Annotated in this window: 3 protein-coding genes (1 of these 3 running past the window's edge); all 3 read left to right on the forward strand. The window is 68.7% G+C overall.

The annotated features are described in order from the left end of the window. Positions 1-15840, forward strand: the end of a protein-coding gene (locus AC4AMJ_RS04150; protein ID WP_489917335.1) for a non-ribosomal peptide synthase/polyketide synthase. It extends 38625 nt beyond the left edge of the window; only the last 15840 of its 54465 coding nucleotides appear in the window; its start codon lies beyond the left edge, outside the window; its stop codon occupies positions 15838-15840. 22 nt (positions 15841-15862) lie between these two features. Further along, positions 15863-16096: an MbtH family protein gene (locus AC4AMJ_RS04155; RefSeq protein WP_489896829.1), complete on the forward strand. Its 234-nt coding sequence runs from the start codon at positions 15863-15865 to the stop codon at positions 16094-16096. Positions 16097-16238: 142 nt separating this feature from the next. Then, positions 16239-16583: a hypothetical protein gene (locus tag AC4AMJ_RS04160; RefSeq protein WP_489896828.1), complete on the forward strand. Its 345-nt coding sequence runs from the start codon at positions 16239-16241 to the stop codon at positions 16581-16583. Positions 16584-16600: the final 17 nt, after the last annotated feature.

Here is a 16600-nt window from a genome sequence, read left to right on the forward strand (position 1 = left end):
GTCCACGCGGTCGCGACCGTGGCGACGGCGCCGGGAGGCGGCGAGCACCTCGTCGCCTATCTCGCCGGCGCACCGGCGGCGCCACCCGTGCTCGACACGGTCCGCGCGGCGGTCGATGTCACCCTGCCGGAATACATGCGTCCGACCGTGTGGACGGTCCTCGACAGCCTGCCGCTGAACTCGGCGGGCAAGCTCGATCGCAAGGCGCTGCCGGCTCCCGAGTTCGGGACTCCGGTCATGGGCCACGTCGAACCGGAGGGCCCCGTCGAGCGTGCCATCGAAGGTGTGGTCGCGACACTGCTGGGCGTGCAGCGGGTGTCGGTCACCGAGTCCTTCTTCGGACTCGGCGGCGACTCGATCATGTCGATTCAGCTGTCCTCGCAGTTGCGCGCGGCCGGCTTCGACATCACTCCGCGCGACATCTTCGAACACAAGACGATCCGAGCGATAGCGCGCGCGAGCGCCGATCGGGACACGGCCACCCTCACCGAGTACGAGGGCGGTGGTGTCGGGGCGACATCATTGTTGCCCGCGATCCGGTGGATGCTCGAACTCTCCGATTCCGGCCGGGACTTCGCGGACTACTCGCAGACCGTGACGCTGTCACTACCGCCCGCGATCGCGATCGAGGATCTGCGGGCGGTGGTCGGCGCGGTCGTCGCACACCATCCGATGCTCACCGCAACGCTCGTCGAGACAACCGACGGCGGCTGGTCGCTGACCGCCGGGGCGGGCACGTGCGAGCCCGATGCGGCGGTACGGATCGTCGCGACGCGCTCGGTACCGGGCGACGACGAATTCGCCGACATCATGCGCGCCGAGCACGCAGCGGCCCTCGGCCGGCTCGACCCCGCTGCAGGACGGCTCGTCGACGTCGTCGGGCTGCGACCTGCCGCCGGCGGCACGGGACGGGTGATGATCGCCGTGCACCACATCGCGATCGACGTGGTGTCGTGGCCGATCCTGGCCGCCGAGCTCTCCGCCGCATGGTCCCATCGCGTCGCCGGCACTGCGATCGACCTCCCCGGTGAGGTCACGTCTGCGCGGCGCTGGGCCGGTGTCCTCGACGGTCTGCCCGCCGAGCGGGGGGCAGAGGCCGCCGTGTGGGAGCAGCGTCTGCCCGAGCGGCAGACCGTTCTCGGACGACGACTCGACCGCGTGCGAGATCGCATGCGGGACATGATGACCGTGACCACAACGGTCGACGCGGCCGCCTCCGCAGCGGTGCTCGACCGTGTCGCAGCCGCGTTCCGTTCCGGCGTGAACGAGATCCTGGTGGCTGCGGTCGTGGCAGCGGTCCGCCGTTGGGAAGACGCCCAGCCCGACATCGACGGCGCTGAACGGACCGTCTCGATGTTGGTGGAAGGGCATGGGCGCGAGGAGCAGATCGCGTCCGGCGCGGACCTGTCGCGTACCGTCGGCTGGTTCACCGGTTTCACCCCGATCGCGGTTCCGCCGGACCTCCACTCGGCCCCTCGGGAGATCCGAGACGGCATCGGTTCCGACGCCGCCGCGGTCGTCGATACCGTGCGTCGCGTGAAGGAGATCCTCGCCGGTACACCGGATCGTGGCGTGAGCTTCGCGCCGCACCGGTATGCTCCCGGCGGCGCGCTCCGCGATCGTGACCTGCCACCCATCCTCTACAACTTCATGGGTGCCGTCGGGGCCGCGGTCGCCGACGCCGCAACGGCCGTCGATCCCGACGACGCGTTCACCGTCGCGAACGACACCCCGGCGCTCCCGGCCTCGGTCAGCGGCGCCATGCGGGCGCCCGCCGCGCTCAACATCCACGTCCACATCGGAGCGGGCGACGACGGACGCGAGATCGTCGCCGAATTCAGCTATCCGCGGCGCGCGCTGACGGCCGCCGAGATCGCCGAGATCACCGGTCACTTCCGCGGGGCGCTCGATGTTCTCGTCGATGTCGTCGACGAGTCCGGGGACATGGGGCCGACCCCGTCGGACATCGCGGGTGCCGACCTCTCCCAGCGCGATATCGACGACGTGCGCAGCCGATACCCGGGTGCCGACCTGTGGCCACTGTCGCCGCTGCAGCGGGGGCTGTTCGTCGAGGCAGCCCGGCATGACGGCACGCCCGGCGAGGTCGCCGACGCCATCGACGTCTATGTGACCCAGGCGATGCTCAGGATCGCCGGCGAGCCGGACGGTGACCGGCTGCACCGTGCCGCCACCCGGCTGCTCGCCGAGCATCGCGTACTGCGCTCGGGGTTCGTGCAGTGCACAAGTGGTGCGCTCGTGACGGTCGTGCCGGCCACCGTCGATCTGCCCTGGCGGACCATCGATCTCCGCGACGAGACATCCGAGCGCGCCGAGGAGATCATCGCGGACATCGCGACCGGTGAACGTGTCGAGCGATTCGATCTGTCGGCACCGCCGCTGATCCGTTTCGTGCTGGCGGCCCTGCCGGATCAGGACGGACCACGTGCCGTCCTGATCGTGACCAACCACCACCTGTTGTTCGACGGCTGGTCGGGACCGGTGGTGCTCGCCGAGCTCATCCGGGGTTTCGCGGTCGACGGTCAATCGGTTGCGACACGGCGAAGTGCGGACTACGAGGACTTCCTGCACTGGCTGTACCGTCAAGACCGCAGGGCCGCCGTCGACGCCTGGCGCGCCGAATTGTCTGAGATCGACGGTCCGACCCTGGTCTCCGCCGGCGCCACGGCGACGGTCGACGAGATGCCCGCCGAACACGCGCTGCTCGTGAACTCCGAGATCAGCCGTGGTGTCGAGGAATTCGCGCGTACCTCCAATGTCACCGTGTCCACCGTCGTGCAATTCGCCTGGGGTGTGCTGCTGTCCCGGATGACCGGGCAGGAGACGGTGACCTTCGGCGAGACGGTGTCGGGGCGTCCGCCCGAGATCGACGGTGTCGAGTCGATGATCGGGCTGTTCATCAACACCCTGCCGGTCGCACTCACCGTGGCCCCGCAAGCATCGGTTCGGACCACACTGGTGGCACTGCAGGAGAGCAAGACCCGCCTGCTCGATCACCAGCACGTCGGACTTCCCGAGATCGCCGCGGCGGTCGGTGAGGTCGGCTTCGACACGCTGACGATCTTCGAGTCGTATCCGATCGACGAGGATGCGGTGGCCGACGGCAGTGCGGCAGCCGGGCTGGAGATCGACGGCATCAAGGTCACCGATGCGACGCACTATCCGCTCAACCTCTTCGCGACGCCGACGGCAGACGGACTCGGAATCAACGTCAAGTACCTGCCGAGCGCGTTCGATGCCGCCGAGGTCGCCGGCTTCGCGTCCGCACTGGTCGAGATCCTGACCTCGGTCGTCGAGCGACCGGACATCCAGATCGGCGAGATCGATCTGTTGTCGAACGTGGACCGCACCGCTGCGCTGACCCGCGCTCGGGGCCCCGAGGTATCGGTCTCCGACCAGACCGTCGATCAACTGGTGGCGGCGCAGATCGCCGCGACCCCGGACGCGATCGCGATGATCTTCGATGGCCGCACGGTCACCTATCGCGAGTTCGGCGCGCGGGTCGCGGCGCTGGGCAGCTATCTCATGGCCTCCGGGGTCGGACCCGATGTCGCGGTGGCCGTGTGTATTCCACGATCGGTCGAGATGATGGTCGCGGTCCATGCCGTCGTCGCCGCCGGCGGTCAGTACGTGCCGATCGACCTCGGCACCCCGATCGACCGTGCCGAGTACATGCTCACCACGGCGGGCGCCACGATGCTGCTGGTGGGGCCGGAGGGTGCCGAGCCCGACAACACCGACACGGACATGGACTCCATGGTCCGTGCCGCCGCCCAGGCAGTGGGCACGCCGATCGTCGTCGTGGACACCCGGGTGCCGCTCGATCGCGACGAGACCCCGCTGACCGCAGGAGATCTGCGCGCTCGGGTTCGTGGCGACAACGCCGTGTACACGATCTTCACGTCGGGCTCGACCGGCCGGCCCAAGGGTGTCACGCTGACCCACGAAGCCGTTGTCAACCGATTGTGGTGGGGACTCGACAGATTCCCCCTGTCCGCCGACGATGTCGTCGTCCAGAAGACCCCGTACACGTTCGACTGCTCGGTTCCGGAATTGTTCGCCCCGGTGATCGCGGGTGCCCGACTCCTGGTGGCCCGCCCGGGGGGCCACGCCGATCCGCGCTACCTCGCGGACCTGATCGCCGAGCACCGCGCGACGATGGTCCACTTTGTGCCGTCGATGCTCTCGGTCTTCGTCGATGTCGTCGACCCGGAACGACTGGCGCAGCTGACCTCCGTCAAGTACCTGTCGACGACGGGTGAGGCGCTTCCTCCGGCCGTGGCCGCTCAGGCCCGCGCCCGGTTCCCGGACGCGGCGTTCTACAACCTCTATGGGCCGACGGAGGCCGCGGTCGAGATCACGGGTCAGCGAGTCGACGACATCGATCCGCGCGCATCGTCGGTGCCGATCGGCGTCCCGTTCTGGAACTCGACGGCCCACGTACTGGATTCGCGACTGCGGCCGGTGCCGCCCGGCGTTCCCGGCGAGCTCTACCTCGGCGGCGTGCAACTGGCTCGCGGGTACGCCTCGCGCAGTGACCTCACCGCGGAGCGGTTTGTCGCCGATCCCTTCGGCGGACGGGGCGGGCGCCTGTACCGCACCGGCGACCTGGTGACGGTCGGCGGAGACGGACAGATCGAGTATCTGGGACGCACCGATTTCCAGGTGAAATTGCGCGGTCAGCGCATCGAGCTGGGCGAGATCGAGTCGGCCATCGCGGCCGCGCCGGGCGTCGTCCACGTCGCGGCCACGGTGTCCGCGGCGTCCGCCGGTGCCGAACATCTGGTGGCGTATGTGGCGCCGGTGCCCGGTGAGCAGCTCGACCTCGATGCCGTCAAGCACGATGTTGCCGGTTCACTTCCGGAATACATGCGGCCGACGGTGTGGATGGTGCTCGACGAGATCCCGCTGAACTCCGCCGGCAAGTTGGATCGTCGTGCGCTGCCGGAGCCGGAGTTCGCCGAGGGTGAGTTCGTCTCCGCCGCCGACGATGTCGAACAGGTGGTGGCCGACGTCGTCGCCGAGGTGCTGGGGGTGGAGCGGGTCTCGGTGACCGACAGCTTCTTCGACCTCGGCGGCAACTCGTTGACCGCGACCCGTCTCGTCGCGCGCGTCGGGGAGGCCCTGGACACCGACGTGGCGGTCCGGACGCTGTTCGATGCGCCATCCGTGCGTGAACTGGTCCGACGGATCCGCCCCGGTACCCGACGGGAGCTTCCGGCCATCGGGTCGGTGTCACGTCCGGACCCGATCCCGTTGTCGTTCGCCCAGCAGCGAATGTGGTTCATCAACCGCTATGACCCGACGGCTGCCACCTACAACATCCCGGTGGCACTGCGCCTGTCCGGGCCACTCGATGTCGCTGCGCTCCGTCGCGCCGTGATCGACCTGGTCGAACGCCACCAGATCCTGCGGACGACCTTCCCGGCAGAACTGGGACAGCCGTACCAGTCGATCGCGCCGGTCGACGCCGTCGCCGACGACGTGCCCTGGATTCAGCTGGACCACCCGGATGACGCCATGTCCATCGCCACAACGGGTTTCGATGTCACCACCCAGTGGCCGATTCGCGTCGCGCTGGCGCCTGGCGCCCCCGGGGCAGACTCCGAGCACCTGCTCGTCGTGGTGGCGCATCACATCGCCGCCGACGGCGAATCGGTGCGATTGCTCGCACGCGACCTGATCGCCGCCTACACGGCCCGCGCGGGTGGCACCGAGCCGGGCTGGCCGGCGCTGCCAGTGCAGTTCGCGGACTTCGCCGCCTGGCAGCACGAGGTGCTGGGCGCCGTCGACGAGCCCGACACCCTGCTGTCGCAACAGGCCGGCTACTGGCGGGATCGTCTCGCCGGGCTGCCCGACGTGCTGGATCTGCCGACCGATCGGCCGCGGCCGCGGGTTGCCTCGATGCGCGGAGCGGCGCACACGTTCGAGATCCCCGAAGCGATCGCCGCGGAGATCTCGCGCCTGGCGCGCGATCGCGGCGTGACCGAATTCATGGTCCTGCACACCGCTCTCGCAGTTGTGCTCGGGCGCCTGGCGAGTACCGATGACGTCGCGATCGGCACCCCGATCGCCGGGCGCGGCGACGCGGTCCTCGATGACCTCGTCGGGATGTTCGTCAACACTCTGGTGCTGCGCACCCGGGTCGAGGCGTCGTGGTCGTTCGACGAGCTGCTCGCCGACGTCAGGGCCGGCGATCTCGATGCCTTCGCCCACGCCGCCATCCCGTTCGAGCAGGTGGTCGAGGTCGTCGACCCGCCGCGCTCGGAAGCCTTCGCGCCGCTGGTCCAGACGCTCCTCGCAGTCGACCAGACGCCCTTCGTGACGCCCTCCGCAGGCTCCGTGCTCCTCAGGGATCGGGAGGATATGAGTCCCTCCGCAGGCTCCGGGCTCCTCAGGGATCGGGAGGCTATGACGCCGTCGGCAGGCTCCGTGCTCCTCAGGGATCGGGAGGATATGAGTCCCTCCGCAGGCTCCGGGCTCCTCAGGGATCGGGAGGGTATGGCGCAGTCGGCGGCTGGAGGACCTGACCGCGGTGACGTCACGGTCGGAGGACTTCGGATCACCGGCCTCGACCCGGAGACCGACTCGGCGAAGGTCGATCTGACGGTGAACATCGCAACCGGGCCCGATGCGTGGGCCGGTTCGGTCACCTACGCGACCGACCTGTTCGACGACGAAACCGTCGCGCTGTTGACCTCTCGCCTGACCCGGCTGTTGAGCGTGGTCGTCGCCGACCCGACGGTGGCCGTCGGTGACGTCGACCTGCTGGATGCCGGCGAGGCCTCGGACCTCACACCGGTGTCCGCCGGACCGGGCAGCGACCCGGTCGTACTCCGCGATCTCTTCGCCGACGCCGCACGGCGCTGGCCGGACCGGGTGGCGGTGCGTGACGCTGCCGGGACCGAGCTCACCTACGCGATCCTCGATGAACGATCCAACCAGGTCGCCCGGTGGCTACGTGAGCGGGGAATAGGGGTCGAATCCCTGGTGGCCCTGTCTATTCCACGCTCGGCCGAGCTGCTCACCGCCATCTGGGCCGTGGCCAAGACCGGTGCCGGATACGTGCCGATCGATCCCGACTACCCCGCCGCGCGCGTCGCGTCGATGGTCGAGGACTCCGGTGCCGTGCTCGGCCTGAGCGTGCGCCAGGTCGGCGACCTGCCCGACCAGGGCTTCGACTGGCTGCGTCTGGATGCCGACGATGTCGCGGCCCAGATCGAAGAGAACCCGACCGTGGCGTTCTCCGATGACGAGTGTGCCGTCCTGCGTCCCGCCAACGTCGCCTACGTGATCTACACGTCGGGTTCCACCGGCCGGCCGAAGGGTGTCACCGTGACGCATTCGGGCCTCGCGAATTTCGCGCAGGAGGAGATGACCCGGCTGGGGATCGCCGCCGGCGCCGACGACTCTGCGGACACGGCTCCCCGGGTTCTCGGCTTCGCCTCCCCGAGCTTCGACGCCTCAGTGCTCGAATACCTGCTCGCGACCGTCTCCGGCGGCAGCCTCGTGTACCGGGCGGCCGACGCGGTGGGCGGCGATGTGTTGCAGACCTACATGCGCGAACACCGCATCACGCACACCTTCCTCACCCCCACTGTGCTCGCGACGCTCGATCCCTCGACGCTGCCGGATCTCGCTGCGCTGATGGCCGGCGGTGAGGCGGTGCCGCAGGCTCTGGTCGAGGAGTGGTCGTCGCATGTGGACGTCCACAATCTGTACGGGCCCACCGAGACCACCATCGGCGTGACACTGTCCGCCCCGATGGCGGCGGGTACGCCTGTCCGCCTGGGCGGTCCGCTCGCCGGCCTCGGACTGCTGGTGCTCGACGACCGACTGCATCCGGTTCCCGTCGGGGTCACCGGCGAGCTGTATGTCACCGGACCGGCGTTGTCGCGCGGGTATCTCGACCGGTCGGGTCTGACCGCAGAGCGGTTCGTCGCCACGCCGCACGGGGATGCCGGGGAGCGGATGTACCGGACGGGCGACGTCGTGCGGTGGCGCGGTGACGAGACCGGATCCCTGGTGCTCGAATACTCGGGCCGCAGTGATGATCAGGTGAAGCTACGCGGCCTGCGTATCGAGCTCGGTGAGATCGAATCGGCGCTGACCGAGTATCCGGGCGTCGAGTCGGCCGTGGTCATCGGTGTGGGTGGATCGGTCGCGACGGCGCTCGCGGCCTACGTCGTCACTCGAAACACGCTCGACACGGCCGATCTGAAGTCGGTTCTGGCGCAACGACTGCCGTCGCACATGATCCCGTCCTCCGTCACCGTGCTCGACGCACTGCCGCTGACCCCCGTGGGCAAGCTGGACAAGGCGGCGTTGCCGGAACCGGTGATCGAAGACGACGGGCATGTGCCGCCGACAACGGATGACGAGCGGGCGGTGGCGCAGGTGTTCGCCGAGGTGCTCGGGATCGACGAGGTCGGTGCGACTGCGAACTTCTTCGACCTGGGTGGCAATTCGCTGTCGGCCACCCGTGTCGTCTCACGCGTGTCGGAAACGCTTGGAGTCGATGTGGCGGTGCGCGACCTGTTCGACGCGCCGACGGTACGGGGACTGGCGGGACGGCTGACAGCCGCGCAGGACGCGCTCGAGCCGCTCGTCGCCGGACCTCGGCCAGAGCGGATTCCGCTGTCGAACGCGCAGCAGCGGATGTGGTTCATCAACCGCTTCGACCCCGGTTCGGCGGCCTACAACATCCCGGTGGCGATGAGACTGACCGGGTCGCTGGATGTCTCGGCACTGCGCGCCGCGCTGGTCGACGTGATGACCCGGCACGAGGTGCTCCGGACGGTCTACCCGCAGCACCAGGGCGAGCCGATCCAGCAGATCCTCTCGCCGCAGGCGGCCGCGGACCGGCTCGACTGGGCGGTCGTCGACACCGAGCGGGAGGTGTTCGCCGCCGGCTCCGCGGGATTCGACGTCACCGCCGAGCTGTCGCTGCGGGCGCGGCTGTTCCGAGCCGCGACGGATGACCATGTACTGCTTCTGGTGGCACACCACATCTCCACCGACGGTGAGTCGATGCGCCCACTGGTCGGGGACCTGGTCACCGCGTACCGGGCGCGCGTGTCGGGCGCGGCTCCCGAGTTCGGCTCGCTACCAGTGCAATTCGCTGACTTCGCGCTCTGGCAGCAGCGTGTTCTGGGTCACGCAGATGACGCGGATTCGGTACTCGGACGGCAGGCGGCCTACTGGACCACGCAATTGGCGGCTCTGCCCGACGTGCTGGAGCTGCCCACCGACCGGCCGCGGCCGTCGTCGGCGTCGATGCGCGGCGGTCTCGTCGAGTACCGGGTTCCGGGTCACGTCGTCGAGCGGGTGAGTGCACTCGCCGCGGAGAACGGTGTCACCGAGTTCATGGTCGTGCACGCAACACTGGCCGCGCTGCTGGCCCGGCTGTCGGCTACTTCTGACATCGCCATCGGCACTCCGACGGCGGGACGTGGACGAGCTGCGCTCGATGATCTCGTCGGGATGTTCGTGAACACCCTGGTGTTGCGCACCGATGTCGACAGCTCGGCGTCGTTCCACGATCTGCTCGATCTGGTACGCCGCACCGACCTCGACGCGCTGGCCAACGCCGACGTCCCGTTCGAGTATCTGGTGGAGAAGCTCAACCCGGCCCGTTCGGATGCGTTCGCGCCGTTGACGCAGGTGATGCTCAGCTTCGACCAGAGCATCGTCAGCGCGACCGAGGCGCTCGAGTCGATGAGCGTCGACGCCTCGAACGGCGACCTGCGGGTGGCACCTGTCACGGATGGCCGTACCCCACCGGCGCGGGTCGATCTGTCGATCGGTGTGGCCGTTGACGGCGCCGACGGAGGGTGGCGTGGTGACCTGGTGTACGCGGCCGACCTGTTCGATGCGGCGACCGCCCGATCCATCGCACGGCGATTCGTCGCACTGCTCGATGTTCTGAGCGCACGGCCGGATCTCGCCGTCGGCGACGCCGAGATCCTCGATCGCGCCGAACGGGCGCGTGACGCCGTACGTGCCGGCGGTCTGGATGTCCTGGTGAGTGACGAGTTCGTCGCCGACGTCATCACCCGCCAGGCGCGGCGCACCCCATCGGCCACCGCATTGCGGCTCGGTGACCGCGCGGTCAGCTACGCCGAGTTCAGCGATCGGGTCAATGCGCTGGCGCACGAACTGATCCGGCGTGGCGTCGGCCCGGATGTCGCAGTCGGCGTGTGCATGCCGCGCTCGATCGAGATGGTCGTCGCCATTCACGCCATCGTCGCGGCCGGTGGCCAGTACGTGCCGATCGACACCGCCGCCCCGTCCGACCGCGTCGAGTACATGGTGGACACCGCCGGGGCACTGCTGGTTCTGGTCGCGCCGGGCCTGCTTCCAGAAGCGCTGCGCGAGAGCGAGGTCGAGCCGATGGTTGTGGATACCTCGGTCGGGGTGGCGGGGGACGTCTCACCGGTGACGGCCGACGATCGGCTCGCCCCGCTGCGGCCCGATCACGCCATGTACACCATCTTCACGTCCGGTTCGACCGGTCGGCCGAAGGGTGTGACCCTGACGCACGAGGCTGTGCTCAACCGACTGTGGTGGGGCCTGAACCAGCTTCCGATCGACGCGTCCGACACCGTGATGTTGAAGACGCCCTACACTTTCGACTGTTCGGTGCCGGAGATCTTCGCGCCGTTGATGATCGGCGCGAAGACCGTGGTGCTGAAGGCCGACGGTCACCTCGACCCCGTCTACGTGGCCGAACAGATCGCCGAACATCGCGCCTCCATGGTGCATTTCGTGCCGTCGATGTTGTCGGTGTTCCTCGAACTGGCGGGCCCGCGGCGTCTGGCCGCGCTCGACAGCGTGCGGATTCTGTCGACCACGGGTGAGGCGCTTCCGCCGGCCGTCGCGGCACAGACCCGTGAGCTGATCCCGGGTGCGGACCTGTTCAACCTGTACGGCCCGACCGAGGCTGCGGTGGAGATCACCTACCAGCAGATCAGCGAGATCGACGCCGGTGACGCGACGACCCCGATCGGTCTGCCGGTGTGGAATTCGACGTCGCACGTCCTGGACGGACGTCTGCGTCCGGTCCCGGTCGGCGTGCCCGGCGAGCTGTACGTCGGCGGAGTCCAGCTGGCCCGCGGATACGCGGCGCGGCCCGACCTCACTGCGGAGCGGTTCATCGCCGACCCGTATGGCGAGCCGGGTGCCCGTCTCTACCGGACCGGCGATCTGGTGCGGGTCAACCACCGCGGCGAGATCGAGTATCTGGGCCGCACCGACTTCCAGGTCAAGCTGCGTGGACAGCGCATCGAGCTGGGTGAGATCGAGTCGGTGCTGGCGTCGGCGTCGGGTGTCATTCATGCTGCGGCGACCGTGGCCGCCGCACCGGGCGGGGGAGAGCACCTGGTCGCCTACCTGGCCGGCGATCACATCGACCTCGATGCTGTCAAGCACGATGTCGCGCAGTCGCTTCCGGAGTACATGCGGCCGGGTGTCTGGACGGTGCTCGACGACATCCCGCGGAACACCGCGGGCAAACTCGACCGCCGGGCCCTGCCCGAGCCGGATTTCTCCGGCGGCACCGAGTACGTCGCCCCGTCGAATGACGCCGAACGAATCGTGGCGCAGATCTTCGCCGATGTCCTCGGGGCCGAGCAGGTGAGTGTCACCGACAGCTTCTTCGACGTCGGCGGCAACTCGCTGTCGGCCACCCGCTTGGTCGCGCGCGTCGCCGCTGCTCTCGACGCGGAAGTCGGTGTCCGGATGCTCTTCGATGCGCCGTCGGTCCGTGACCTTGTTGCGGCGGTCGCACCTGGTTCGGGGCAAACACGGTCGAACCTCGTGCCGGTGACCCCGCGCCCGGCGCAGATCCCGCTGTCCCTCGCCCAGCAGCGGATGTGGTTCATCAACCGATTCGATGCGGCCGCACCGACCTACAACATCCCCGTCGTGCTGCGCCTCGAGGGCGAACTCGACGTCGACGCCTTGCACGGCGCGATGACCGATGTGGTCGCCCGCCACGAGATACTGCGGACCACCTACCCGGAGTTCGACGGTGTGCCGCGACAGCTGATCCATGACGTCGACGGCGACCCGGGCCGCGCCGACTGGGCGATGGTCGAGGATCGCGGCGAGCTCGATGCGGCGGCGTCCACCGGCTTCGACGTCACCAGGGAAACGCCTCTGCGGGTGCGGCTCTGGCGGGCGGCGCCGGACGATCACATCCTCGCTGTGGTCATCCACCACATCGCTGCCGACGGCGAGTCGATCGGACCGCTGGTCGCCGACGTGCTCGACGCCTATCAGGCCCGGCTCCGCGGCGATGACATCACCCGAGGGCACCTCGAGGTCCAGTTCGCCGACTACGCGATCTGGCAGCAGCGCGAACTGGGCTCCACCGATGACCCGGGTTCGGTCATCGGGCGCCAACTCGATTTCTGGGCACATGAACTGGCCGGCCTGCCCGATGTCCTCGCCCTGCCCTCGGACCGCCCTCGCCCGTCGGTGGCCTCACATCGAGGTGCGTTGGCGCGCTTCGAGATCCCCGAGTCCGTGGCGATGCGGGTGGCCGATGTCGCACGGCGCGAATCGGTGACGCCGTTCATGGTCGTGCAGGCTGCGCTGGCCGCGCTGCTGGCGCGGGTGTCGGCCACCGACGACATCGCGATCGGTACTCCGATCGCCGGGCGCGGTCACCGAGCACTCGACGATCTCGTCGGCATGTTCGTCAACACCCTGGTGCTGCGTACGCCGGTGGACCCTGCGGCAACCTTCGCCTCGCTGCTCGACACCGTCCGCCGAGCCGACGTCGACGCCTTCGAGCACGCAGATGTACCGTTCGAAGCCGTGGTCGATCGTCTCGATCCGGTTCGCTCGGAGGCGTTCTCGCCGCTGACGCAGGTATCGCTGACCTTCGATCAGTCCGCGGTCACCGACGTTGCTGCGGCTGGTCTGCCGGGAGCCGAGATCGACGGGGTGCGGATCACGCCGATGGCCGCCGACGCGGTGTCGGCGAAGGTGGACCTGACCGTGGCGATCACCGCCGGCGATCAGGGGCAGCCGTGGTCGGGGGCCGTGGTCTACGCCACCGACCTCTTCGACGATGCGACCGTGGCGGCGCTCGCGAGCCGCCTGGTCCGCCTGCTCGACGTGTACACCGCCGAGCCCGATCTACCGGTCGGCGACGTCGACCTGCTCGACGAGACCGAACGCGCTGAACTCGTCCCGGTCTCCGGCGGCGAGGCTACCGGGCCGATGTTGTTGGGCGAGTTGTTCGATCGTGCCGCGAGCACGTGGCCGGATCGCGAGGCGGCGATCGATGCGGCCGGAAGCGCCGTGACGTATGCCGAGCTGGATCGACGTGCGAACCGCCTGGCACGCAACCTGATCGGTGCCGGTGTGGGGCCGGACTCGTTGGTGGCCCTGGCCATTCCGCGTTCGGTGGAACTTCTGACGGCGATCTGGGCGGTCGCGCGTGCCGGCGGCGCATTCGTTCCCATCGATCCCGACTACCCGATAGAGCGGACGAGCATGATGATCGAGGACTGTGGTGCGGTCCTCGGTGTGACGGTTCCCGGTACGCCCGACATGGGCGGGGCCGGGGTGGCCTGGCTGACGATCGACGGGGCCGCCATCCACGGTGATGGCGCCGGCGTTCCCGCGGCCGATGAGGTCGGGTCCGATGAGAGACCCACCGCACCACTGACGTCGGCGGACAAGCTCGGCACACCGGGTCCCGACAACCTCGCCTACGTCATCTACACGTCGGGCTCCACGGGCCGTCCGAAGGGTGTCGCGGTGACCCACCGCGCGCTGCACGGCTTCGCTGCCGAGTCGGTCGCGACCACCGGCTTCGACGAGTGTTCGCGCACCCTCGGATATGTGTCCCCGAGCTTCGACGTCTCGGTCGCCGAGATGCTGGTGACCACCTTCGGCGGCGGCACCCTGGTCTATCGGCCCGCCGATGCTCTCGGTGGTGCCGAACTCCATCGGTACATGGCCGAGAACCGGATCACGCATGCGCTGATACCCACGAGTGTCGCCGCGACGATTCCCGCGGACGGGCTGCCGGAACTGAGGTCGCTGACCGTCGGTGGTGAGCCGGTCCCGCACTCGCTGGTCGACGAGCATGCCCACCACACGGCGGTGTTCAACGCGTACGGGCCGACCGAGGCGACGATCGGTGTCACCTACTCATCGCCGATGACGGCGGGGGAGCCGATCCACGTCGGCGCCCCGATGCGCGGAGTGGACCTCGTGGTACTCGACGACCGCCTGAACCCGGTCCCGCCGGGAACCTTCGGCGAGCTCTACATCTCCGGTGGCGCGTTGGCCCGCGGATATCTGGGCCGGGCCGCACTGACGGCGAGTAACTTCGTCGCGTATCCCCACGGAGTTCCCGGGGCGGTCATGTACCGCACGGGTGACATCGTTCGCTGGGTCGTCGACTCCGACGGCCGGCGCGTCGTCGAGGTCGGCGGCCGTACCGACGACCAGGTGAAGTTGCGTGGTCAGCGGATCGAGCTCGGTGAGATCGAGACGGTGCTCGGTGAGCACCGCGACGTCTGGCGTGCTGTGGTGCTCGGGGTCGGCGAGCCGGTCTCCTCGCTGGTCGCATACCTCGTCGGTGAGAACGGCCTGGAGGTCGATGCCGTGCGTGATCACCTGGCGCGGCGCGTGCCGCGACACATGGTCCCGTCGTCCTTCGTCGTGCTGGACGCGCTGCCGCTGACGCCCGTCGGCAAGCTCGACAAGACCGCCCTGCCTGATCCGGAGCCGGTGTCGGCGGCTGAGTATGTCGACCCCGAGACCGATACCGAACGCAGCGTGGCGAACGTGTACGCCGAGGTGTTGGGCGTCGAACAGGTCGGCGCGTCCGACGGCTTCTTCGATCTCGGGGGCAACTCGCTCTCGGCGACGCGCGTCGTCGCCCGCCTGCGTGACGCGGGAATCGGCATCGAACTGTCGTGGCTGTTCAGCGATCCCACCGTCCGTGGTGTCGCGGCGAGGTTTGACGGCGGCACCGATGACGCGGTCGTCGGCGAGGTACTGCTTCCGCTGCGGCGCGGCGGTGACCGTGCACCGCTGTTCTGTGTGCATCCCGCGGGCGGTCTGGCGTGGTTCTACGGCGGGCTCGCGCCGTATCTGCCGGATCGGCCGATCTACGGCCTGCAGGACCCGCACGTGGTGTCGGGTGAGCCGAGCGCCGGCACCGTCGACGAGCTGGCGGCTCGGTACGTCGAGGAGATCCGGCGCGTGGAGCCGGAGGGGCCGTACAACCTTCTCGGCTGGTCGCTCGGTGGACATGTCGCGCACGCCATGGCGACGATGCTGCAGGCGGACGGCGCCCAGGTGGGTTTCCTGGGGATCATGGACGCGGCGGTGCCGAACCAGGAGGCGTCGGACGGCACAACCGGCGAAGTGGTTTCGTCGGCGGATTCGGACGGCGCGGTCGTCGGTGACCTGCTGGGCGGTTGGCGTGATCTGTTCGATCTCGGCGATGACGTGCGCGCTCGCACGTCCGACGAGGTGGCCGAGGTCGTGCGGGAGCAGATCGCGTCGATGGGGCTGCTCGGGTCCGAGCAGGTGCAGTGGGTGATGGACAGCTTCGCGTCCGCCGGAGATGTGGTGACCAGCTATCGCCCCGACGTGTTCGACGGTTCGCTGGCCGTCGTCACGGCGACTGCGGACAAGGACGACCCGGACGTGGTCCGCACGTCCTGGCGGAAATATGTGACCGGTACGATCAGGAACATCGACCTCGATGCCCACCACCTTGGTCTCGCGGATGCCACGGCGCTGGAGACGATCGGCCCGTGGATCTCCGATCAGTTGGGGCAGCGATGACACGAGAGGAACGACAGAGCAGATGACCAACCCGTTCGACGACGAAAACGGACGTTTCTTTGTGCTGGTGAACGACGAGAACCAGCATTCGTTGTGGCCGACCTTCGCCGACATCCCGGCGGGATGGACGAAGGTGTTCGGTGAGGACAGCCGTGCGGCGTGCCTCGAGTATGTGGAGAAGAACTGGACCGACCTTCGGCCGAAGAGTCTCATCGACGCCATGGAGGCCGACCGCGCCGAGCGCGGGACCGAGTGATGCGACCCTGAGCGACATTCTTCGTGAAATCTGTCGTCCATGACTGACAGGAGCCCGATGAGCTGTCATCATTTCTTCACGGAGAAGTCCCGGTCTCATCCCCTCCGACGCGGACCTCTCGGGTGTGGAAAGCAGGTCAGGCATGGTCGGTGACTTCGGACCGTGGGCGACCGCACGATTGTGTGCGACGCGTGACGAGATCGCGCGCCGCGCCGAGATCACCCCGACACTGACTGCGGTCCGATACATCGACGAATCGGCGACCTATCGCGACCTCGCGGGCGCGCTGGTCAGTTATGACATGGTGGCCGAGCAGAACGGCCTCGGTATCGGGTCCACGGTGTCCGCCGCGATACTGCACTGTCTACCGCGCATCGGCAGGCTCGACGAGCCGACCGCCGTCGTCCACACGGTGTGTCAGGTGGTCGAATGGCTGGCCCGCGACATCGACGACGGCCAGGCCGGCGGGCTACACGCCATCGGCTGACGACGTCTGCGCAATGA

Source organism: Gordonia sp. LMA484 (genome assembly GCF_058129505.1).

Excerpts from the sequence above, each read along its gene's own strand:
- AC4AMJ_RS04155 (WP_489896829.1), top strand. The coding sequence starts at position 15,863 with ATGACCAACCCGTTCGACGACGAAAACGGACGTTTCTTTGTGCTGGTG.
- AC4AMJ_RS04160 (WP_489896828.1), top strand. The coding sequence starts at position 16,239 with ATGGTCGGTGACTTCGGACCGTGGGCGACCGCACGATTGTGTGCGACG.